We start from the raw sequence: 25,998 nt of genomic DNA on the forward strand, positions 1-25,998 counted from the left end.
TACCAAGTATTTCTAGACTTTATATTTTCATTACAAAGCCGAATTATTTCTGTAACTCGGTTTTTTCTTGTGGTTTCCCCGCTCCGCAAAGTCTCCCGACTTTGCGGCACTATGTTGAAGCGGCTAAAGATAGTAACGGCACATAAACAAATTTGAGCATTTTTGAATACTAGTAATAAACGAATGAATTAAAATAAAAGAATACAAAAATTGAAAGAAGGCTACATTATAAGAGACCAAGAAAAAATACATTTTATTACGTGCACAGTAGTAGACTGGGTAGATGTGTTTACGCGCAAAACTTATAAAGATGTAGTAATAGAGTGTTTAGATTATTGTGTTAAAAATAAAGGAATGTTAGTTTACGCTTATGTTATAATGAGCAATCATATACATTTAATTATACAAAGTAAAGAAGGTAAATTATCAGATTTAGTACGAGATTTTAAAAAATTTACGGCTAAAACAATTTTAGATAAAATACTAAATGAGTCTGAAAGCAGAAGAGAATGGATGTTAGAATGTTTTAAAAAAGCTACAAAAACACATAGTAGAAATAAAAACTATCAGTTTTGGCAATATGGCAACCATGCCGAAGAGATATACTCAAATAAATTTATATGGTCTAAGTTAGATTATATTCATTTAAACCCAGTACGTGCTGCAATTGTAGAAAAGGCTTCGCATTATAGATATTCTAGTGCAAGTAACTATGTAAATAATAAAGGTTTAGTTACTATTGAAATTGTTGATAATCCTGTTATTGATGTTTTAAAAAAGTCATCAATAACAAAATACAATCAGTATTAAAATATGAATTTAAAAGAGAATAGAGGTTGGAAATTATATGGCTCAAAGTCAGGAGACTTTGCGCAGCGGGAGAATAGAAGTGGAAAATTAGATAACTCAAAGTCAGGAGACTTTGCGCAGCGGGTTATTTAATCGTAAAGTTATTTCCGTAATTTTTCCTCATGGAGCAATTTTAAGATTGCCCTAGAAAAATTACAGAATAACTTTACTTACACACTTTTTGGTTTAGTACCTTATGAGTGGATTGTAATTAATTACCAAGTATTTCTAGACTTTATATTTTCATTACAAAGCCGAATTATTTCTGTAACTCGGTTTTTTCTTGTGGTTTCTCTTTTTGCTTGATTCAACCAATACAAATAACTTTTTCTATAACTTGGCGCAAAGTTTTTGAAGTTTTCAAAAGCAGTTTTATTTTTATCGAATTCAATTTGTAGTTCTTCAGGAATAATTCCTTTTTCAACGTTATCTAAAGCTGTCCAAGAACCATTTTGCTTGCCAATTTTAATAATTTCTAAACCACTTTTATGCATTAAATTATTTGCGGTTAATTCTTTTATGTATTTTTTATTTAATGCGCTCCATACACTTTTTGTGTTTCTAGGGCAAAAATATTGTCTTCGTTTTCCGTTTTCAAGACTTTTAACTGTAGCATCTATCCACCCAAAACAAAGAGCAACTTTTACAGCTTCTTCCCAGCGCATAGAAGCCTCTTTATTTTCAACCTTGTAGAAAATAAGATATATGCCTTTTGATAAGTTATGGTTTTCTGATAACCAGTTACGCCATTCTGTATCACTTCATGTTTAAAGTTAATTTATCTTTTAGATGTATGTTGATATTTTTAAAAACAATGTTTTGTTTATTATCTTATTTTTTTACTATCTTAGATCAAAATAAGTAACATTTACTTTATTTTGTTAAAAATGTTATTTTAGTTTTAGAGTTTCCCCATAACTATGTTATAATAAAATGTTATGAGGAAAAAAACTGCTTTTTTTATTGTTTTCTTTTTAAGTGTATTCAAGTTATTTGCTAATGTTGGTTTAAATAATAATGATTTTATTGAAAAAAAAGATTCAATAATTTTAAAGAATAAAGTTAAAACTAAATCCTTTGAAGAGTTTGATAAGATTGTAAATACTAATATAATACAGTATCAAACTAGTACGAGTGAGTTTAATCAAACTTATATTTCCGAAAATTTTCCATTAGATAGTATTGCTAATAATAAAATCCTTATGGCAAAAGCTGTAATGGATGATTTAGATACTTCACAAAACTATGTTGATTTAGTCTCTCCAGACGATTTGGTAACACTACCTATTGGTGTTAAAAAAGATATTGGTAATATCACTTATACATTGGGTATTAGTCAAGCCCGTATTACTCCAGAATATACAGAAGTAACTGCCTTTGTAAGGATTATTATTCCACAATTAGATGCGCAAGGCAATCAAAAGCAATTGTTTTTTGGCGCTAACAATATCAAACTATCTCATAAAGGGGGTATTTATGGTGATGCAAACTTGGTTCTTTTAGGAGATGTACCAATCCCAATAAATGGCGGTAATTCTATGGTGGTACTCAAGGGTGGGTTTGATATGCAAACAGGTAATGTAGCAGATTTAACTTATGTAACTGTTGATTGTGGTGGTTTTAAAGAGTTAGGTATTACTGCAGATGTGTTATTTCCTAGAAGCATGTTGGAGCCAGTAGATAGTAATTACACTGTAGTACCTGAAGGGCATAAAAAAAATGGAAAATTAGATGATAAAGTCACAGGATATTTTCAAACCATTGTAAGTGATTGGAATGATATTTTGGTAGAGGTTAGTTTACCTCCATTTCAATTAACAAAAGAAAATAGTACTGACGGTAGTGGAAAAGCAGGACTTATTTTTGAACTTAATACAGCAGTCTTTGATTTTAGTGATGTACGAAATTCTCCAAATGTAGATTTTCCTGATGGATACGATCAATATTTAGTTCCAGGTAATAAAGAATTATGGAGAGGGGTATATGTAAAAACGTTAACCGTTGTATTGCCAAAACAATTTAAAAAAAGAAAAAGTGAAGAGCGAGTTGTATTTAAAGCTTCTCATTTGCTTATAGATGGTATGGGGGTTTCTGGGGAGTTCTCTGTAGATCATATTTTACCTATTACAGAAGGAGATGCATCTAAATGGCAATTTTCTGTAGATCATATTGAAGCTAAATTTGTAACTAATAATTTAATAGGAGCTGGTTTTGATGGGAAAATAGTATTACCTATATCAAATGAAATTACACAATCTGAAAGTACAGATTCTACAGCTGTAAAAAGAAAAACATTAGCTTATAAAGCTATTATTGATCCCGTAAATGATGATTATCTACTTACTGTAGCGACACAGGATTCCTTGTCTTTTAGTGTGTTTAAAGCAAAAGCTACTTTAACACCAAATTCTTATATAGAACTTCGGGTTTCAGAAAATAAATTTAGACCAAAAGCAGTTTTGCATGGAAATTTAGCTATTAAGGGAAGTAATAGCACTACCAATCCAGATAAGGCAACAATAGACTTTAAAGGCATAACCTTTCAAAACTTACAATTGCAAACAGAATCTCCTTATTTTCAAGTCGATTATATGGGCTATAACGGCGAAGTTAAATTTGCTAATTTCCCAGTAACAATTTCAGAAATTGGAGTTACTGCAAACGATAATATAGCAGCATTACATTTTGACATTGATATTAATTTAATGGAAAGTGGTTTTTCAGGTGAAACATCACTATCCATTGTAGGAAAATTTAATGAGAATGATGAACTACAGCGATGGCAATACGATCGTATTGATATGAGTCGCATTGCTATTGGTGCTGATTTAGGTTCTATTCAAATTAATGGCTTTGTAGATATCAAAGATGATGACCCTGTTTATGGAGATGGTTTTTATGGCGAATTGGGCGCTACTTTTAATGGAATTAGTGTAGAAGCTTCTGCTTGGTTTGGTAAAACAGATTTTAGATATTGGTATGTAGATGCATATGCAAATTTATCTGAAAAAAATGTAAAAATTGGCCCAACATTAAAAGTTAATGGTTTTGGTGGTGGTGCATATTATCATATGTCAAAAGCACCCAACCCTCCTATGCAAATATATGATGGAAAACCGGTGACTACTCCTGGGCCACCTTCAGGTGTAAATTATTACCCAGATGTTCAAGCAGGTTTAGGTTTTAGAGCATTATTAGGTTTCGCATTAGCTAATGAAAAAGCTTTTAATGGTAAAGTAGGGTTCGAGATGGCTTTTAATACAAGTGGAGGATTAAATAGAGTGCTATTTTTTGGAGAGGGACATATGATGAAAGTTGTAGATTTTAAATTTGGAGATAAATTTAAAGAAAAACTGACTAAACTGGAAGATAAGATTAATAGTTTAGGAGAAAATAATGAAGCTATAAATAGTCTTAAAGAGTCCAATTTAGTGGATTACAGTAAAGTTGCTTTTCCTCAAGATGGACTTACTTTTGATGTGGGTATCGACGCTCATTTCTCGATGGAAATGGACTTTCAAAATGATACATTCCATGCAGAAATGGAAACTTTTGTAAATACACCTGGAGGTTTCTTTAAAGGTGTTGGTCCTCAGGGAAGAGCAGGATGGGCAGTTTTTCATATTGCACCAAGCGAATGGTATCTTCATTTAGGAACTCCTCAAGATAGAATAGGTCTTAAATTAGGAATAGGAAGTTTTAATGTACAAGCTACTACTTATTTAATGATAGGAGATAATATACCTGGAAGTCCTCCGCCACCTGATATTGTTGCTGATATATTAGGAGTGCAATTAGAAACGTTAGATTATATGCGAGATTTAAACGCGTTAGGTGATGGACGTGGTTTTGCTTTTGGTGCAGATTTAAGTGTAGATACAGGTGATATGACTTTTTTAGTCTTCTATGCTCGTTTTCAAGCTGGTTTAGGTTTTGATATTATGGTAAAAGATTATGGAGAAACAGCCTGTGAAGGAAGTGGCGCTATTGGAATTGATGGTTGGTATGCCAATGGGCAAGCTTATGCGTATTTACAAGGAGAATTAGGAATTAAAGTGAAGTTACTTTTTATACGAAAAAAAATACCAATAATTAAAGCAGGAGCAGCAGTGTTGTTACAAGCTAAACTTCCTAATCCAGCTTGGTTTAGAGGTTATGTAGGTGGGCATTTTAATCTTTTAGGAGGCTTAGTTAAAGGGCGTTTTCGTTTTAAAATAGAATTGGGAGAAGAATGTGAAATTGTAGGAGGAGCTCCATTAGGTGGACTTAAAGTAATTTCAGACGTTAAACCAGATGATGGAACAAATGATGTTGATGTATTTACTGTACCACAAGCGGTATTTAATATGCGAATTAATCATCCTTTTGATTTAGAAGATGATAAAGGTGTAAAAACCTACCGTATATTATTAGAAGAATACACTATAACCAAAGAAGGTGTGCCTATTGAAGGTGATTTACAATGGAATGAAAATAATGATGTAGTAAATTTTGTTTCTTCAGATATTTTACCACCTAATACTTCTTTAAATATTAAAGTGAAAGTAAATTTCCAAGAGTTACAAGGTGGTTATTGGGTGACGCTGACCCAAAATGGGAAGCCAGCTGTAGAGATAGAAGAACGTAATTTTACTACAGGGGAAGCACCAGATTATATTCCGCTTACTAATATAGTATATTCTTATCCAGTAATTGACCAAGATTATTTTTATCAAAATGAACGATCATCTGGTTATGTGAAATTAGTTAGAGGGCAACCTTATTTATTTACTCCAGAAACTGATTGGACTCAAACTATTCAATTTGAAAGTGATTTAGGTATAGAAAACGGTGCAAATGTATCTTATAGTCAAAGTCAGAGACTTGTTAATTTTGATTTTCCAACTTTTGAAAATCAAAAAGAATATACATTACGTATAGTAAGTACTTCTCCTAATCAAGATGATACTAATTCAAATGAAGAAGATACTTATACCTCTCAAAATACAGGTCAAGATGGAACAACAATTGAAGTCAGAAACAGAGAAGCAGAAACAGTAGTTCGTGAGGCTGAAGATGTAGAAATATTAGTTTATAATTTTAAAACAAGTGCTCATAATACCTTTGCAGAAAAAATTCAAGCAAAACAAGCTACACAACACTACTTAGAGCCTATTTATTCTGATGTACATACTATACAAACAGATGTACAATCATCAGAACGTTTTAGTCTTTTAGAACTAAACGGAGATGACAGTACCAATTATAAAGCATTAGTAGAAACTGAAGCTGTTTTAGATGACGCATATTATACTAATAGTATTTATCAATTAATTTATCAAGGATATCCATTGCAACCTCAATTTACAGTGGATAGAGATGTAACAGAATTAGGAATACCTCCTAAAAAAGGGATAAATATTTTGACATGGTATCCTAGTTATTTAGAAAATAATTCATCTTTTTCTCTATTAGATACACGTATCCCATATCGTTACTATCTGCCATATCATTACAAACAAGATTTTATTGATATTCAATATAAAGTTGTTAATGCGTATTTAAACAATACATCACAATATCAGAGCCAAATTCAACAGTACAACTATATTATTAATGGTGTATTTCCATCAATAAAAACAGGTAATTACAAAGTAAAAATGCAATATATTTTGCCTGGAGATATTAAAGGGAGTTCTGCTATATTTAATTATAATAATCCGTTTTAATGAGAAAGTTTAATAGTATACAGTTTTTAGTAAATAGTTTGCAGTATAAAGCAGACAGCAGTAAGTATTTAAAGTTTCTGCTTACAGTCTACTGCTTACTGATATACTGCCAACTGGCAAAAGCACAAGAGCAAGATACATTAGCAGTTAAAAATTCTCAAATTGTAGTAATGGCTCGTCCACAACAAGATGGTAAAATTATGCTTCGTTGGGCGGTAACGAATGCAAAAGCATGGCGAAAATTAAATACTTATGGTTACAATGTTAAGCGCTATACTATAAGTAGAAATAAAAAAACTTTACCCCAACCAGTAGAAAAAAGTATTGGTGTTTTTAAACCCAAACCTTTAGAAGAGTGGATGCTTTTAATTGAAGAAAATAACAATGCAGCAATAATGGCACAGTCTTTATATGGAGATAGTTTTGATGTGGAAGGTGTAGATGAACTTTCAGCAATAATTAACCTAGCAGAAGAACAAGAACAGCGTTTTACTTGGGGATTATATGCTGCTGATCAAGATTATACAACAGCTCAAATGGCAGGTTTGGGTTTTATTGACGATACTGTACTTGCTAGTGAAAAATATGTATATAAAATAGCATCCTTAGTACCCGAAAGTGAACTAAAAATTGAAGACGGTGGTGTTTTTATAGGTTTACAAGATTATGAAGCATTACCTAAGCCTTTAGATTTGGCAGGTGTTTTTTTAGACAGTAAAACTATGTTGAGTTGGAATTATGCTATCCATAATAAAACCTATAATAGTTATTTTATTGAGCGTTCGGAAGATGGAACAAATTTTAATCGCTTAAATGATTTACCATTAACTAGTTTAAATAATAGTAATAAAACAGACCCTAAGCGAATGTTTTATATTGATTCTATAAGTAACGGGAAAAAATATCATTATCGTATTCTAGGAAAAACTCCTTTTGGAGAATTAAGTCCTGTCTCAGAAACGGTATCAGGTAAAGGAGAAAAAATTTTAGCCTATGTACCTAGAATTACCACTAAAAATTATTTAGATGATAAAAGCATCATTTTAGAATGGGAGTTTTTAGAAGAAGGTAACCAACATATTAAAGAATTTCAATTAAACCGAAGTGATAAAGCAAATGGTAAGTATAAGGTAATCTTAAAAAATATCCCTCCTGAAGCCCGTAAAATACAATACGATAGTTTACAACCTACCAATTATATGACTATTACAGCTATTGGAAAAAATGGAAGTAGCCGTACATCGTTTCCAGCACTTATTCAACCTGTGGATTCTGTACCCCCAGTAAAACCAATAGGTTTTAAAGGAGAAATTGATAGTTTGGGTATTGTAACCTTAAAATGGGATGCTAATAAAGAAGAAGACATGCTAGGTTATCGTGTATTTAGAGGAAATAATAAAACGGAAGAATATTCTCAGATTACCGTTTCACCACATCGTGGAGAAGTGTATTATGATAGTATATCGGTAAAAAACTTAAACTCTAAAGTATATTATAAATTAATTGCAGTAGATATGCGTTTTAATATGTCTGAGCCTTCAGAAATCCTAGAAGTAAAAAAACCGGATTTTATAAAACCAACACAACCTGTTTTTAAATCGTATACTATTAATAAAGGTAATGTAAACTTTACTTGGGCAAATAGTTCTAGTGAAGATGTTGTAAAACACGAAATCTATAGAAAAGAAAAAGATAGTTTAGATTGGAAGTTAGTCTATACAGTGGATAGTAAGCAGTTGGCAGTCGGCAGTAAGCAGAATTCAGTAAGCAGTACGCAGCCCACTACCTCACTACCTACTGAAGAACTGCCAACAGAGTTACTGCCTACTACCAACTGGACAGATGAAAGTGTAGAAGAAACCAAACAATATAGTTATACCATTATAGCGATAGATGATAGCGAATTAGAATCTGACCCTGCACCACCTCTAACAGTAGTAATACCAAAAACTAGTATGTTGCCATCAGTAGAGGGTTTAGATGCTTATATTGATAAAAAAAATGGTTATATAGAACTTTATTGGAAAACCTATAAAGAAGATAATGTTGCTCATTTATCTATTTATAAGGGGATAAATAACAAACCAGTATCATTATTGAGAAATGTTTTACCAATAACAAAACGTATTGTAGATGATAAAGTAAAACCTAATAATGAATATGTATATATGATACGAGCTATTTTTAAAGATGGTAGTGCTAGTGAAATTGCAAAGTTTAAAGTTAAATATTAAGAAAATGAAAAAAGTATTATTTTTAGTTTTTTTGTTTATTTTTTTTAAAGTACAATCGCAACAATATTATTTACAATTTAACTTTAGTATTGAATATGATAATGCTTGTGTACTTGAGACTCAAGACGGAGAATATATAGATGTTAATATTTATAATCAAAATAATCAATTGATTAAAAGTATTACGAACATAGCTCATGATGATTTAGAAAATAGTAATTCTATAGAAATATATTCTTATTCTTCTGAAATAATTACATTAGATGAAAGACCTTATAAAATAACTGCTTATTATAATCCTGGTACTTCTTGTTCTTACGATTGCAATGGTTCTAATATTTTTTGTGAAAACTTGGTGTTTAATCATGGAGGTTTTCATGACTATGATTATCAAAATACCAGTACTAGTGAACCTATACGAACTACTTTAGATGCTACAATAAGCCCCGTGTTGAGTAACCCTCAACCCGATGGAGGCAATATTTGTCCTGATGAATTAATTTATACAAGTGGAACTCCTGAGATTGTAAATGGATTAACATGGTATTTTTTTAATGATAATAATAATTGGGAGCAGTTAGAAAATTATAGTAATTATTATCCTCTAAAATATTCTGTAGAAGATATAATTGGAAACGATTATTTATCAAGAACAGGTTCAAATGCAATAAAATTAAAATATAAATATCAATACAATTCTTCATCTGAAATACTAGAATCTGAAACTATAATTGTAAATATTGAAACCTGCTCCCCAGAACTCCTATCATTTACACCAACAAGCACAAGTTGCTCTTACACAGATGATGGTAGTTTTAGTATGATTTTAGACAGAAATTTAAATACAAATGAAAAGTTAGTAGCAAGTTTATTTTTTGAAAATGAATTTATATCTGGTGAATACAATTTGCTAACTCAAAAAGTAACAGAAACTTTAATAGATAACGGAAATGACACCTATACTTATAATTGGCCAAGTGATACACCAATTTTAGCAGGTAATTATAAAGTTAGATATCAAACATTAAATGTTTCTGAAGCTAACCCAGTTTGGAGTAGTCTAGAAGGTACAGAAGATGGTTTTACAATTGACAACCCATTACCAGTAACATTTTCTGCCACAAAATTAAATGATGTGTTTTGTAATGGAGGAAGTGATGCTAAAATTGAATTAGAAGTAAAAGGTGGTATAGGTAATTATAAATATTTTTTAAATGAGGCAATAACAGGAATTCCATTTACCAATACTGGTATAGGTACAAGTAGTTTATCAATATTTCATACTATTTCTGGGCTACCAAAAGGGACTAAAAAAATAAAAGTACAAGATGCAAATGGTTGTACGGAAAAGGAATAAAATTATGAGGAAAGGAATGTTTTTTTTATTAACTTTTTTTACTCTTTGTAAAATGCAAGGACAAGTTCAATATAATCTTAAATTTAGCTTTAGTATAGATTATAGTAATGATACTTGTGGGCATTACCCAAACGAAACAGATGACGGTGAATTTGTATATGTAATTATTTATAATGAAGCAGATATTGAAATTAATACTTTAGAAGTAGAATATTATGATGTAAAAGAAAATAATAATGTAGATTCTTTTTCTTCTGAAATAATTACTTTAAGCGAAAGACCTTATAGAATAGAAATAAATTATATTAATGATGTTGGAGGAGTATCTGGTTTTGATTTTTGTAATAGTGGATATAGTGATGTTTTTTATAATGATTTACTTTTTAATCATGGAAATTTTCATGACTATGATTCTAAAACAATTAATCACCCTAATGGTGTTCGTACGTTTATTGATGCCACAATAAGCCCTATTATTGAGACTCCTAATGATAGCAATATTTGCCCAAACGAAATAATTTATTCTGACATAGAAGATTCAGAATTTATAAATGGATTAACATGGTATTTTTTTAATGATAATAATAATTGGGAGCAGTTAGAAAATTATAGTAATTATTATCCTCTAAAATATTCTGTAGAAGATATAATTGGAAACGATTATTTATCAAGAACAGGTTCAAATGCAATAAAATTAAAATATAAATATCAATACAATTCTTCATCTGAAATACTAGAATCTGATATTGTAATTATAAATATTGAAACCTGCTCTCCGAAAATTCTATCGTTCACTCCAACTGACACCCAATGTTCCTATAGCAGTGATGGTGGTTTTACAACAACTTTTGATAGAGCACTTAATGCAGGAGAGGAATTGATAATGACATTGTGGAAAATAGAAGGGGTAAGTCAAATATTAATTGATCAAACTGATCCAGGAGAAGTAACCTCTTTAGGTGCTGGAAATACCTATAATTGGCCTATTTCACAAGCTTCTGGAAACTATTTAGTAAAATACCAAACAAAAACAGGGAGTACATTTTCTAGTTTAGAAACCTCTAGGCAGTTTACCATTGATAATCCATTACCAATAACATTTTCTGCCACAAAATTAAATGATGTGTATTGTAATGGAGGAAGTGATGGAGTTATACAACTAAATGCTTCAGGAGGTGTAGGTGGTTTTAAATATGAGTTGAATAATACTAATATTTGGTTGCCTTTTTCTGCAGCAAATACACACAGTATAACAGGGCTACCAAAAGGAACCAAAAAAATAAAAGTACAAGATGCAAATGGTTGTACGGAAAAAGAATAAAATTATGAGAAAAAGAATACTTTTTATATGCTTTTTTGCTATATCTTTTTTAGTTAAAGCGCAAACAGATAAAGTAATTACAATTGAAATTACAGAGCCTGAAGCTTTAACTTTAACACTAATTAATAAAAATAACCCATCAGCTTTTGCAGGTGTAGATGGTTCTATTACAATTCAAATAGATGGTGGTACTGCAGCTAGTGATGATAGTTATACGGTAGAATGGAGAAATAGTTCTAATACACTATTAACAACAACTGAAGCAGAAGTTTATGGTTCGGGTTATAGAACTACTTTAGATACTATTGGTGATGGCGCTTATACAGTTACCGTATTTGATAATGCATACGGATCTTCAAATTCTTCTAATAATGCGGGTTGTAGTATTCAAAATAGTTATACATTAACTCAGCCAGATGAGTTAACTGTATCTATAAGTCAAGAAGCTATAAATCAAATAAGATGTAATGGAGGTACAAGTATTTTAACTGCAAATCCGGATGGTGGTATAAGTCCTTATAAGTATAAATGGTATAAAATATTGAATGGAAATAGTACTTTACTTACCCCAACCACACAAACTATTTCTAATTTAAGTGCTGGGCTTTATAAAGTAGAAGTAATAGATAATGATGGTAACGGTATTACTAAAGAATCTTCTAAACTTATAACTGAACCTACCCAATTAGCATTTTCTAGTTCTAAAACAAATGCATTGTGCAAAGGGGAAGCTTCGGGAGCAATTGATATTACAGTTAGTGGAGGTACTCCTCCGTATGATTATTTGTGGAGTAATGGAGCAACCGCACAAGATATTTCTGGTCTAAATTCAGGGGTTTATTCTTTAAATATAAAAGATGGAAATGGATGTATATTAAACACATCAGGGATAACAATAACAGAGCCTCAGAATGCACTTTCAATAACTACGGATAACTCTCAAAATGTATCTAGTAATAGTGGTAATGATGGCGCTATTGCTATTACGGTTTCGGGAGGTACACAGCCATATTCATACCAATGGGTAAAAGATGGTGTTAATGGTACTTTTTCTACTAATCAAGATTTATCTAATCTTTCTAAAGGGGTTTATACAGTAACCATAAGAGATAATAATGGATGTGAAATTGTTAAAATATATACAATTACGGAGCCTTTACCTTTAACTGTAGAGCTTGAAATTACAAATGAAATCTCTTGTTTTAATGCTTCAAACGGTAAAGTAACTGCCACGGGATCTGGTGGTGCACAAATTTTAAATGTTGGTTACACATACCAATGGTTTAAAGAAACTGGAGGTGTTTTTACAAGTACAGTTGGTAATTCAAATTCAATCACAAGTCTTGAAAAAGGTAATTATAAAGTTGTAATTACAGATGATAATGGAAATCAAGCAGAAGATACAATCACCCTTTTAGAACCTAGTCAATTAAGTTTTTCTTCTTTAACAAGACAAGATGTACTATGTAAAGGTGAAGCAAGCGGTAGTATTATTGTCTCTGTATCTGGCGGAACACCAAATTATACATTTAGTTGGACTGATAGTAGCGGCTCTGAAATTTCTACAAATCAAAATATTAGTAATCTAATTGCTGGCACTTATCATTTAGAAGTAAGAGATAGTAGAAACTGTGTTATAACACAAGGGGTTACAATAACAGAGCCTAGTAATACACTCCAATTAACGTTAGATTCAAAAACAAACCCTACAGTATTTCAATCTACAGATGGTAGCATAAACATTACAATAATAGGTGGTAGTAGTCCTTATACTTATGAATGGAAAGATAGTTTAAATAATATTGTTGGAACTACAGAAGATATTTCTGGAATTGGTGGAGGTACGTATACTGTTACCGTTAAAGATGCAAACTTTAATTCAACAACAGGTAATTCAGGATGTACTGTAAATGAAACTATTACATTAGTAGAACCAGCATTATTAAAGATTGATAAAATAGATGAAACAAATTCTATTTCTTGTTTTGGAGATAGCAACGGAGCTTTAAAGGCTAATGTTTCTGGTGGAATTGCACCTTACACTTATGAATGGTTTATAATTGAAGAAGACGGTACAAGTACTTCTTTAAATTTAACTGACCAACAAATTTCTAACCTACCAGAAGGCAAGTATCAAGTAAAAGTAACCGACGCCAATCTTATTTCTATAACAGGCAATAAAGATTTAATTGCACCAGAAGTATTAAGTGTTGCGCCAATTAACATTACACATGTTTTATGTAATGGAGATAGCACTGGAGCAATTGATATTACTGTAAATGGAGGAACTGCTCCTTATACTTATTTTTGGAACTATGGAGGGGTAATGACTCAAGACATATCAGGCTTACCTTCTGGAACGTATAGCGTTACTATTACAGATGATAATGGTTGTGAAATTGTTCAAAATGATATTATAGTAAATCAACCATTAGCTCCGTTAAGTATAGACAATTCAACAGTAACACCTTTAAGTGGATTTGAAACAAACGATGGTAAAATTGAAGTTTCTGTTCTAGGTGGAACCGCACCATATACTTACTCTTGGGTAAAAGTAGGAACAACTACAGAGCTTTCAACAAGTTCTGAAGTAACAGGATTAGCTATTGGTAATTATCAAGTAACAATTACAGATAACAATTTGTGTAAACTTACTCAAGTCTTTGAAGTTACACAGCCAGATAAATTAGTGGTAGAAATTGAACAAACCTTATTAAATTTATGTTTTAATGATTCTTTAGCAACTATTAAAGCTAATACAACAGGAGGCGTATTAGACTACTCTTACCTATGGTACAATATGAATGATACCTCTGTATCTATAGGGACCAATAAGGAACTAGCAAATATTATGGCTGGTACTTATGGGGTAACTATAACCGATGCAAATGGTAATGAAGCTTCAGATACTATTACTATAAATCAACCAGACCAATTAACGGTTAATAATACAATAACTCATGTTTTATGCTTTGGCGAACAAACAGGAGCAATTGATATTACTGTAAATGGTGGCACTATTGCAAATGCTTACAAATATATTTGGAGTAATGGAGCAACTACTGAAGATATTTCTGGCTTATCTTCAGGAACTTATAGTGTAACTATTACAGATGATAATAATTGTAGTGTTACAGAAACTTATATAATTACACAACCAAACGCTCAATTACAAATTTCAAATACAATAATAACAGCACCTTTAGGTTTTGGCTTATCAAACGGAAGTATTTCAATTACTATGCAAGAAGGTACACCCGGGTATAGTTATACTTGGTTTAATAGCTCAAATACAGAACTAACAGAAACTACTAATACATTAAACAATATAGAGGTAGGAAACTATTCAGTTAGAGTTACAGATGCAAATAATTGTATTTTAGAACAACAATTTACTGTTGAACAACCACCATTATTAGAAGTTTCTATAACAAATGACCCTATTAACTGTAAAGGGGAAACAGGAACGTTAATAGCTGAAGCTTATGGAGGTTTATTATTAAATAATGAATCTTACAACTATCAATGGTATGATAGCAACTTTACTCCTTTAAGTGATTCAGCCACATTATCAGATGCTTTTGCAGGAAATTATTATGTAATTGTTACCGATAGTAATGGTATAACAGTACAAGATGAATTTGATTTAACAGAACCAGATGAATTAGAAATTACCAATACTATAGAAACAAACGTTTTATGTTATGGAGAACAAACTGGAGCAATAGATATTACTGTAAATGGAGGTACAGGAACTTATACTTATAGTTGGAGTAATGCAGCTACTACCCAAGATATTAATGAACTAAGCTCAGGAGAATATACTGTTACAATTATTGATGAAAATAATTGTACTATTTCAGAAACATATACAATTACGCAACCCGTATTATATGATATTTCAAGTGTATCATTAATGAGACCAACAGGAAATAACTTAGATGGAAGTATCTCTATAGAAGTTACAGGAGGAGAAGCTCCATTTACATATCAATGGTATAATAGTTCAGGAGTATTAGTAAATGAAACAACAAACAGTACTTCAAATACTAATGTTCTTAATAATCTAGAACCAGAAACCTATACCATAATTATAACTGATAATATTGGGTGTGTACATGAAGAAACCTATAATCTAGCAAACCCTGGTGAGTTAATTACAGATATTGAACAAACTCAAGAAATTAGTTGTTTTGGAGGAAGCGATGGTCAATTAATGGCAAATAGTATTGGAGGTTCAGGAGGAAATCAATATACTTGGTATAATGCAGATACTAATATGATAGTTGGTACAGACAGTGATTTTCTATCAAATATTCCTGTGGGGTCTTATTATGTAATTGTAAGTAATGCTGATGGTATACAAGAACAAAGTTCAATATTAACTATTACACAACCAGACATTGTTCAAGTTACCTCTACCTCTCAAAACGTATCATGTTATCAAGAAGATAATGGTACTATTTTATTACAGGCTACTGGGGGAACAAATGTGTTTGAATATCGCATGCGTTTAAATTCAAACTCATATAGTAATTGGTTATCTTTTACAGAAAACTCAATTCTTATTGAAAATTTAATCAGTGGAAATTATGAATTACAAGTCCGAGATTCCAATCAATGTAATTTTGAAATAAATGGAAATATACAAACTATAGCCATTACTATTACCCAACCCAACCTTCTAGAAATAGAAACTAACACTGTAAATGATGCAACAGGTTTTGGCTTATCAAACGGATCTGTTGAAGTATCAATAATAGGAGGAACATTACCTTATGCCATTTCTTGGAGAGATGCTAATGGGGTTCAACAATCTTCTACAACAGATATACTTTCTAATATACCGGCAGGTACATATACAGTTGATATTACAGATGCTCAAGGATGTACAATTGCAGATACATATACTATAACAGAACCTGATTTATTAGAAGTTACGGTAGATACTCAAAATATTATTCTTTGTAACGGAGATCAAGATGGTAGTATAATAGCTTCAGTAACCGGTGGTGTTCCGTTTACAAGTGGAAGTTCATACTTATATAATTGGTTTGAACAAGGAAATACAACACCTTTAGGTACAAATGTTATTTTAGAAGACTTAGTGGCAGGAACCTATTTTGTGATTGTAGAAGATCAAAATGGAAATACCGCTCAAAGTAATGCCTTTGAATTAACCCAGCCAGAGGTGTTAATAGCTACTTTAGATGGAAACTATATAAATTGTGGTACAGATAATGACTGGACGATAAGTACACAAGTTTCAGGCGGGACACCACCTTATTCTTATAGTTGGAATACTGGTGATAACACTTCAGAAATTGTAAACGTAAAACCTGGTAATTATTTGGTAATTATAACAGATGCGTTTGGATGTGAAATTATTGAAACTTATAATGTAGATGTTCCCGAAGTTTTAAATGTTGATGCCAATATAACTCAAGTTAATTGTGCAGATGCTTGCGAAGGAGTTATAGATTTAAATATTACAGGAGGTGTTGCACCATATACTATCAATTGGGAAACAGGAGATACAACAAACTCTATTAGCAACATTTGTCCAGGTGATTATAGGGTAAGTGTTGTGGATCAACAAGAGTGTGAAGTTATATTAAACTTAACTATTGAGAACCCTGAAGTTATTACATTAGATTTAGGAGAAGACAGAACTTTATGTAATGGACAATCTCATGATTTAGATATTAGTATCGATGATCCTAACGCAACCTATCTATGGACATCAAATAACGGTTTTACAAGTAGTTCTCCTTCTATTTCTTTAACTGAAGCAGGTATTTATACTGCAACAGTAACAACTGTTTTGGGTTGTACAGGTACAGATAGTATAGAAATAGTACAATCTAATGTAGGTATAAACTCCCAGTTTTTAATTACAACACAGGCTTTTGCTGAAGAAGATATTCTTCTAATCAATACCAGTAATCCAATAAGTACCAATGTACAATGGATTTTACCAAATGAGGCACAAATAATTGAAGAGAATAATGAAACCATAACACTACGTTTTGATATTCCAGGCGCTTATGAAATTACTTTACGCTCTTTTCAAGGTAATTGTTTTCAAGATTATACAAAACCAGTTATTGTAGAAGAAGCTAGAGATTTACCAGACATTGGTGATGCAGATACACCTTTTATTATCGATTTTGTTACCTATCCAAATCCAACTACAGGCGAGTTTGAAGTAAATATTACATTACTAGAAGAAGCTTCAATTTCCTTACGCTTGTTTAGTTTAGTTTCCAATGTACCTTTAGATGATAGATATGCGCATAGTGCTAGTGAGTATAATTTAAAATATAATGTCAGTTTATCAACTGGTATTTATTTCTTATTATTAGAAACCGCAAAAGGAAATGAAATTCGTAAAATTATTATCGAATGAGAAAATTAGTCTATAGTCTACAGTTTACAGTTTACAGTACGCAGTTTACAGTATGGAAATCCTATTGGAGAAAACTGCCCACTTTCCACTGCCTACTGCTTACTGTATACTGCCTACTAATAATAAGCTGTTCGGAAAGTAGAGAACAAGCGATACCTGTTATTACTGATTTTGAGATTCAAGTAGTTGATAACGATTATTCAGTACCAGTTCAGGTAAGAATTACCAATACTACAGAAGGTGCCGATACTTATAATTGGGCATTTACTGGAGCCAGTCCAACAAGTTCTACAGATAGAAATCCAGGAACAATAACCTATACAGAAGCAGGAGATTATACCATTCGTTTAGATGCTTCAAACCAAGATGAAAGCACAGATTCAAAAGAAATTACGATTTCTATTGATGCAGAAGTTGTTATTGGTTTTACTAAAGAAATTTTAGTAGATAATTTTCCTCCTATGGAAGTTGCTTTAACCAATACTACTATTGGAGCAGATAACTATAGTTGGACGTTTCAAAATGGATCACCTACTTCATCAACCAATCAACATCCAAACAATGTTATCTTTAACGACCCCGGTGAACATACTATTACTTTAGAAGTCAGTAATGGATTGGAAACGTATCAAACAGAGCAAACCGTTACTGTTGCACCACATTTGGTTGCGGCTTTTGATTATGAAGTTGCTTTTGAAGATGATGACTTTCAAGCACCAGTTACGTTAACTATGATAAACAACAGCATTAGTGCAACCGATTATACATGGACATTTACTGGAGGAACACCTAGCACGAGTACAGAAGAAAATCCAACGGTTACTTTTAATTCAGCAGGAACATATACATTAGAATTAGAAGCTACAAACGGAAAAGAAACACTATCTACTTCTCAAAATATAACTGTAGTAGTCAATACTAATATTAGAACATTTCAAGACATACAGCTAGGAATCAATACAGCACATAACAATAATACCATTGGTACTTTTTTTTCAACAACAACGCGTAAGGTTTATAAAAAAGAAGATGTAACAGCAGATAATGGTGCTGCTATTGATATTGCTTTTTTTGGATTGAATCAAAGTTTCACTTTTAACAAATTTGTATCTCCAGACGAAGTACAAACACTCACTTTTGATGCCATTCCAAACGCAACATATACCAAGTTTATTAATTTGCAAGAATCTTGTGGTTGTCCCGCTTCTATGAGCCTAGCAGAATTTGATGCTATGACAGACGATACACTTTTAGAGGCATTAACCATTACTGAAACCACAGAAGGCTTACAAGATTTTGATAATACAATAGTTCCAAGAATTGTATTATTTGAAACTCAAGATGGACGTAAAGGAGCAATTAAAATTAAAAATTTTGTAGTTGACGGTGATAATTCGTATATAGTAATTGATATTAAGGTGATGAAGCAGTAGGGGAAGTAGGTAGTAAAGCAGTATGCCAGTAGAGCAGTAAAAGCAGTAGGCAGTACTCAGTAAAAAAGTAAGCAGTAAAAGAGTAGGCAGTAAAAGAGTAGGCAGTGAAACAGTGAAAAAGTAGGCAGTAAAAAAAGAGTAAATGGATTTTAAAAGTTTAAAAGCATATCAGAAAGCATTTAAATTGGCGATGAAGATATTTGAAATATCAAAATCGTTTCCAAAAGAAGAACGCTATGCTCTTATAGATCAAATGAGAAGAAGTTCTCGTTCTGTTTGTGCAAATATTGCTGAAGGATATAGAAAACGTTTGTATCCTAAACATTTTATAGCTAAGTTGTCTGATGCTGATATGGAAAATAGTGAAACAAGTGTTTGGATAGATTTTGCATTAGCTTGTAAATATATAAATCAAACAATACATAGCGATTTAATAAAAGAATCCACAGAAATTGGAAAATTACTTGGATACATGATTCAAAATCCTGAAAAATTTAGCAATAAATGAAAAAGTTATTTAAAAATAGTATTCAGTTTGCAGTAGGCAGTTTACAGTATTTAGTATGCAGTGTGCAGTTTGCAGTATGGGTTGTGCAGTGTGCGGTATTTAGCATGCAGTCTAAGATTAGTAAAAAATCAAAAAAAGTCCTGCGTAAAGTCAACATTTTACAGCCTAATGCCTACTACCAACTACCTACTGAACACTGCCTACTACCTACAGTAAACTGCCTACTGCCTACTGTAAAACTGCCCACTGCCAACCGCCTATTACAAACCAGCAAGCTGCAAACTGCAAAACTACTAATTGCCATACTGCTAACTGCATACTCCCAAATAGCAACCGCTCAAACCTATCCAGTACAAGTAAACCCACAGCTAGTACCACCATATAGTTTAAAATTATCTGATTATCAAACCACTTCTGCCGAAAAACTGTTTGTTAATTTATTATTGACTGATACACAGGAACTAGGGCGTCAGGTACGTTTGAAAATGTATATAGAAGGACAAGGGTTAAACATAGAAACCTTAGATTTTGTTGCAGGAGCAACTCCTATTTTTTTAGACGGAGGTATTAACCAACGATTATCAAACCTTGATTTACGATCATATTTTAACCTTAATAATCTTTTAGGGCTTACACCACAACAATATAACCAAGCCTTACCAGATGGACGTTACAATTTTTGTTTTGAAGTGTACGATTTCCTGTCTGGACAGCTAATATCTCGTAAAAGCTGTTTTTCTGTCTATTTAATATTGAACGATCCACCAATCTTAAACACTCCAAATAGTGGCGATTTGGTAACCGCACAAAATCCGCAGAACATTATTTTTAATTGGACACCGCGTCATTTAAATGCTACAGGTGTACAATATGAGTTTACCATTAAAGAATTATGGGACACAAGTATAGACCCACAAGCCGCTTTTTTAGCAAGTCCAGCATTAGCCCAAACCACTACCTTTGCAACAACCTTGCTCTACGGCCCTGCGGATACCCAACTTTTAGAAGGTAAAACCTATGGTTGGCAAGTACGAGCTTTAGTGAGCGATGGTATAAGCGAAACCTCTGTATTTAGAAATAATGGTTATAGTGAAATTAATCATTTTAAATACGAAGGCAACTGCGATACACCTAATTTTATATTATCTGAAGCGCAAGACTCTCAAACTGTAGAAATAACATGGCAATTTTCTGACCATTTACGTTACCAAATACAATACCGTAAAAAAGGGTATGGGGCTGAAGATTGGTTTAGTTTATATGCTTACAACCAACAAAGTAACATTCAAAATTTAGAGGCTGGCGTTACCTATGAGTTTAGAGTGGGTGGAGAATGTACATTTCAAGGAGGCTTTGCATTTTCTCAAATACATGAATTTACTACACCAACGGAAGACGAAGAAGCGTATTATAATTGTGGAATACCACCAGAGATAGACATAACCAACCAAAGTCCTTTGCAAAATATTGGAGCCGGAGAAACATTTAAAGCAAATGATTTCCCTGTAGTCATAGGAGAAGTTACAGGGAGTAGTGGTAGTTTTTCAGGATGGGGATACATTACCATACCTTTTTTAGAAAAATTAAAAACATATGTTGATTTAGTAAATGAAGCTTCAGAAGGCAGTGTTAATATAGGTAAATACACTAGAATTAAAGTTACCTTTAATAATATTGGTATCAATACAGATTATCAACTAATATCTGGTTTTGTTGAAACAGAATATGACCCAGATTGGAAAAGTATTATTGATTTAGATCAAGCATATGACAATGTAACAGATACTCTTTTTGGAGATGATGGAAAGTTTGATGAAGTACAAACTGATATTATAATTGACGAAATTCGAGTAGATGATAATGGAGATGTTATTGTTACCAATGCAGAAGGAAATTCCTTAATTTTAAATATAACGCCTCCTGCAATTGTTACAGACGGAAGTGAACCGCAAAAAAAATGGGAAGTAGATAAAGATGGTAATGTTACACCATTAGGAGAAGAAGCCGAAGGGGGTGCACCAACATCTAATAATACCAATGGAGCGAGTAACAATGGTAACGTAAATAGTATAACAGCTAAAGATGTATCTATATTATTTTCTAATGAAGGGTTTTATAGTAGTGATCAGTTACGACAAAGTATTACCGATACAAAATTTAGAAAAAAATACGAAACTATAGCTATTGCAAACGAGGGTAACTATAATGTGCTTTATAAAGCAATTTCTGATATAAAAGATCATACAGAAGATTTTTTAACAGCTAAAGCCACATTTAGTAATGGTAAAACTTCTGATGATATTGTTTTTAAAACCAAACAAGGGGTTAATATACCAGCTACATGGAATGGTAATACTGCTACGATCCCTTTAAAAAAACGTCTCAAATTTGCTAAAGAAGAAATTTTAGCCACTGTAAAACCTGTAGACTCTACAGCAAAGTATAATATTGCTGGTAAAGTAAATATATGGCATTTGGCACAACAGCAAGTAAATGTAACTTTAGTTCCAGTAGGCAGTGGGTCAGTTGGTAGTGCTATAGCCGATGAGTTAAATGCTATTTACAATACTGCTGGCGTACAATTTAATGTAACAATAGATACCCCGTTTACCATAAACCAAAGTATTTGGGATGTAGAAAAACCTAACGGACAATTAAATATTGGCGATAGTAATACTTTAGCAAATTATACCATAGAAGAACGTGCAATTTATAACCACTATAAAACGCAACGCACCTTACAAGACCAAATGTATTACATCTTTGTATTAGGTGATGACATTTCTACTACAGATAGCGCTACTGAAGGCTTTATGCCGCTAAAACGCCAATATGGTTTTGTGTTTAACCCAACTAATAAAAGCCGTACCATAGCGCATGAGCTGGGGCATGGTATTTTTGGTTTAGAACACCCATTTACTGAGTATGCTATTACCCAAGGTACTACCAATTTATTAATGGATTATTGCGATCCTCTTGAACAACAACAAGGTTTAAGATGCGAAGACAAAATAGCCTTTACCCACATGGATTGGCAAAAAATTCATGCGCCTGGGTTGCAATTGTATATTTTTCAAGGTGATGAGGATGGAGAGAGTACTACTGAAAATGACTATAAAACAATAGAGAACATTGTTTTAAATTTAATGAATCATATTAAAGATTCTTATAATGGAGGAGAAAGTAGTTTAGAATGGGAAGAATTAGTTAGAGGTAAATGTTATAATTATAATGACTGTTTAATTACAGGATCGAAAGAAATAGTAATTGATGGAGAAACACTCAATTTTAGAATTAAAATTGCTCCTTCTCTTCCTTATGAAACAATAAAAATTGAAAAAGACAAAGAAACACTTAAAATCAGAAAAAACAGGTTTTCATGGCTGGTAGGTGTTACAGATATAGTTTACCGCTTAAACCTAGAAAGTAATGGTAAACTAGCTTTTCAATTTGAATTCGATCATCATGATGAAATTGAACTATTTTGTAAAACTCTAGGTATAAATGGAGAAACTATTCAGATTTCAGAAGAAACTAAAACTTATAATCAAAACGAAAAGGATGAAGCTAATAAAGATTATGATGTTAAAAACCAAAACGAATTAAAAAATGTTATATCAAATGATTCATCTATTAACGAGATAATATTAGATGAAGTTGTAATTATCGCCACTAAAAGAACAAACGTTTCTAAGAAAATAAGAAGTTATTTAGACGAAAAACTTCTTCCTGCTACAATTACAGAAAATACCGATTGTAATGATATAGATGTTTACTTTGCAGAAGCTCCTACTTTTCATATTAAAGCAAAAGGGGAAGATCTCTTATGGAATGCGCTTAAGTCTTTACTAAATTGTACTATAGACGAATGGGGTACAAACGAAGAAGTTGCTATTTTATCTATTTTAAAAGCTTTAGGTAAAACTTCTTCTGAAAATTTAATGAAAGGCTTGTTAGATAAGTTAAGTAATAATAGTACTATTTTGGAAGTACTTTGGCAGAGGTTAGACGATTATGGTGGCGAAGATAATTTTACAGCACTAATAAAACTACTACAGAACCATTGGAACGACTCTAGCTATAGTCAAACACAATATGAAATAATTCCATACAATAGTACCAAAGTTTTAGGTTTTTATTCCAGTAGGTATGTTTTAAGATGGGATGGAGAAATTATTGATGTCTTTTACAATAATAATGCTAGTTCCTCAGATGCCGATTACAACCCAGACACTTTTAATTACAGTTTAGCCACACATATAAAAGATTATAATATCTACGATCCTGTAATTTTAATAAATTATAAAAATATAGACTCCGACCTTAATATTAAAAAAACCGCATTACTACCTATGTTTATGGTACAGGCTATGAGCACTAAAAATGCTACGGTAAATTTAGAGTCTAGTATAATTTTAGGAGTTGATGTTATAAGTACTGTTAGTGGTATTGGTAATTTGGGAAAACTTAGGCATCTAAAAAACTTAAGTAAATTACAAAAACAGTTAAAAGTAACTTTAGCAACAGCAGAAGTTACTACAGGCTCATTAGGTATAATGGTAGATTTATTAAAGGACGAAATATGCCCAGATGAAAGCTCTAACAATAACAAAACAACATGCGATAAAGTAAGAACCTTTTTAACAATACTAGAATTAGCGTCTTTAAGTGCTGATGGTTTATTAACACAAGTCTTAAAAAAATCTGCCGATGATGCACTTGCAGTAATAGATGATTTACCCAGTAGCGTATCTGATGTAAACAAAAATGCAATAAAAAACGATTTACAAAAATTGGCTAACGCGGGGGATGAATTGGCTGATTTAGCAAGAACCTTTAAAGGTGATATACCAAATTTTTATAATTCTGTTAAAAAAGCTGGGCATAAAGTTGAAAAGTCTGGAAATATTATAAAAGTTTATGCCAATAGTGGAACAGAAGTTTTAGCAGAGATATCAGAGAATAGTATACGACTTAAATATAAAGGTTGGGGAAGTGATGTTGTTACAAAATCTGATAGAACTACTACTTGTATTGCAAAGTTTGATGACCAATTAGACGCCCCAGGTTCTCAATTTATAAAAAATGAATTACCTGAGGGTGCTTTCGGAAGAGGTACCGTTAATAATGGAGGGGTAAATATTCTTGATGTAGATGAAGTAATATATGGGAAGTTGAAGGATGAAGCAAGAGATATATTGGAATCGTCTGGAAAGTCTTTTACGAACGATGATGTAATTGCATCAGCTAATGAAATATTTTGGAATCGATATAATTTACCATTTTTGGAGGAAGCTTTTAAAAGAGGTGATGATGTTCGATTATTATCAGATCCGACTACTTTATTTGGTTCTACAGGTTTTTATCAAAGAGAAATAGAAGTGATTACTCAAGGTTGGACAAAAGCAGATGGAACATTAGTTTCTCCATTAAAAACAAAATACAATTATAAATTTAATGAATTAACTAAGACTTATGAAAAAATTAACTAGCATTGAATTTACAAAAGACAATATTTTAATAAATAAAATAACACTTGGGATAAATGATGATATTATTAAATGGATTGAAAAAAAATGTGAATGTGAGTATACTATAGAGAATTACATTGAGCAATCGCCAAATCGGAAAGAAATCAAATTTCAAGGAGTTGATGGATTTGCGATTTATATAAAAGGCGAAAGCATTGATAGAATTTCAATTTATCCTTATTTACCAAATGATTCAAGAAATAAATTTGAAGGAGAGGTTGTCGTTTTCGGTCAAGTATTGCCTAAACCGTTTTTATCAGATGATATTGAGGATTATTTTCCCGACATCAGAATAGAAAAACCACCTAGAGGGTATTGGGAAAGATTTAAGGCTTGGGAATCTGTAAATTTTCCTATAAATGAATTTAGTGAAATCGAAATTTCAATGAATAGAATACCTAAATATGTTGGGGCTTTGAATTTAAGAAGAAAATACAATAATCCCCGCTCCGCAAAGTCTCCCGACTTTGAGGCGTAGTATAAAAAACGAAAAGACAAATAATTAAAATAAAAAAATTGAAAGAAGGTTACATTATACGAGATCAAGAAAAAATACATTTTATTACAGCTACAGTAGTAAATTGGGTAGATGTATTTACAAGAAAGTCTTACAAAGATGTAGCTATGGGCACGAGCATGATGCTCGCG

General features: G+C 31.9%; 11 protein-coding genes. 10 read left to right on the forward strand and 1 reads right to left on the reverse strand.

The window, feature by feature from the left end; all coding sequences use genetic code 11:
- Positions 1-210 precede the first annotated feature (210 nt).
- Positions 211-810, forward strand: a complete 600-nt coding sequence (locus Q0733_RS02095) for a transposase (protein WP_298778358.1) — start codon at positions 211-213, stop codon at positions 808-810.
- 254 nt (positions 811-1,064) lie between these two features.
- Here Q0733_RS02095 and Q0733_RS02100 read toward each other — a convergent pair whose 3' ends face one another.
- Positions 1,065-1,514, reverse strand: coding sequence for a YdeI family protein (locus Q0733_RS02100; RefSeq protein ID WP_367276287.1), 450 nt, complete (start codon positions 1,512-1,514; stop codon positions 1,065-1,067).
- A 273-nt stretch (positions 1,515-1,787) separates the two neighbouring features.
- Here Q0733_RS02100 and Q0733_RS02105 point away from each other — a divergent pair, with 273 nt between their 5' ends.
- The 9 genes from Q0733_RS02105 (at position 1,788) to Q0733_RS02145 (ending at position 25,828) form a co-directional block, all read left to right on the forward strand.
- A complete protein-coding gene (locus tag Q0733_RS02105; protein ID WP_298778361.1) occupies positions 1,788-6,557 on the forward strand; it encodes a hypothetical protein in 4,770 nt (1,589 codons plus the stop codon).
- Positions 6,557-8,791 (forward strand): hypothetical protein, encoded by a 2,235-nt coding sequence (locus Q0733_RS02110; protein ID WP_298778363.1) that lies wholly within the window; start codon positions 6,557-6,559, stop codon positions 8,789-8,791. The genes Q0733_RS02105 and Q0733_RS02110 overlap by 1 nt, the downstream gene beginning before the upstream one ends.
- A gap of 4 nt (positions 8,792-8,795) precedes the next feature.
- A complete protein-coding gene (locus Q0733_RS02115) occupies positions 8,796-10,148 on the forward strand; it encodes a SprB repeat-containing protein (protein WP_298778365.1) in 1,353 nt (450 codons plus the stop codon).
- A gap of 52 nt (positions 10,149-10,200) precedes the next feature.
- Positions 10,201-11,469, forward strand: coding sequence for a SprB repeat-containing protein (locus Q0733_RS02120; RefSeq protein ID WP_298778368.1), 1,269 nt, complete (start codon positions 10,201-10,203; stop codon positions 11,467-11,469).
- Positions 11,470-11,473: 4 nt separating this feature from the next.
- A complete protein-coding gene (locus Q0733_RS02125; protein ID WP_298778371.1) occupies positions 11,474-17,878 on the forward strand; it encodes a T9SS type A sorting domain-containing protein in 6,405 nt (2,134 codons plus the stop codon).
- Positions 17,875-19,311 carry a PKD domain-containing protein gene (locus Q0733_RS02130; protein ID WP_298778374.1) on the forward strand — a complete coding sequence of 479 codons (1,437 nt, stop codon included), beginning with the start codon at positions 17,875-17,877 and terminating at the stop codon, positions 19,309-19,311. The genes Q0733_RS02125 and Q0733_RS02130 overlap by 4 nt, the downstream gene beginning before the upstream one ends.
- Positions 19,312-19,453: 142 nt before the next feature.
- On the forward strand, positions 19,454-19,819 hold the full coding sequence (locus Q0733_RS02135; RefSeq protein WP_298778377.1) for a four helix bundle protein: 366 nt from the start codon (positions 19,454-19,456) through the stop codon (positions 19,817-19,819).
- Positions 19,816-25,311, forward strand: a complete 5,496-nt coding sequence (locus Q0733_RS02140) for a hypothetical protein (protein ID WP_298778380.1) — start codon at positions 19,816-19,818, stop codon at positions 25,309-25,311. The genes Q0733_RS02135 and Q0733_RS02140 overlap by 4 nt, the downstream gene beginning before the upstream one ends.
- Complete coding sequence (locus Q0733_RS02145; protein WP_298778383.1) at positions 25,295-25,828, forward strand: hypothetical protein; 534 nt, start codon at positions 25,295-25,297, stop codon at positions 25,826-25,828. Before Q0733_RS02140 ends, Q0733_RS02145 begins: the two co-directional genes overlap by 17 nt.
- Positions 25,829-25,998 lie beyond the last annotated feature (170 nt).

The organism is uncultured Polaribacter sp. (assembly GCF_947500975.1).
Classification (GTDB): domain Bacteria; phylum Bacteroidota; class Bacteroidia; order Flavobacteriales; family Flavobacteriaceae; genus Polaribacter.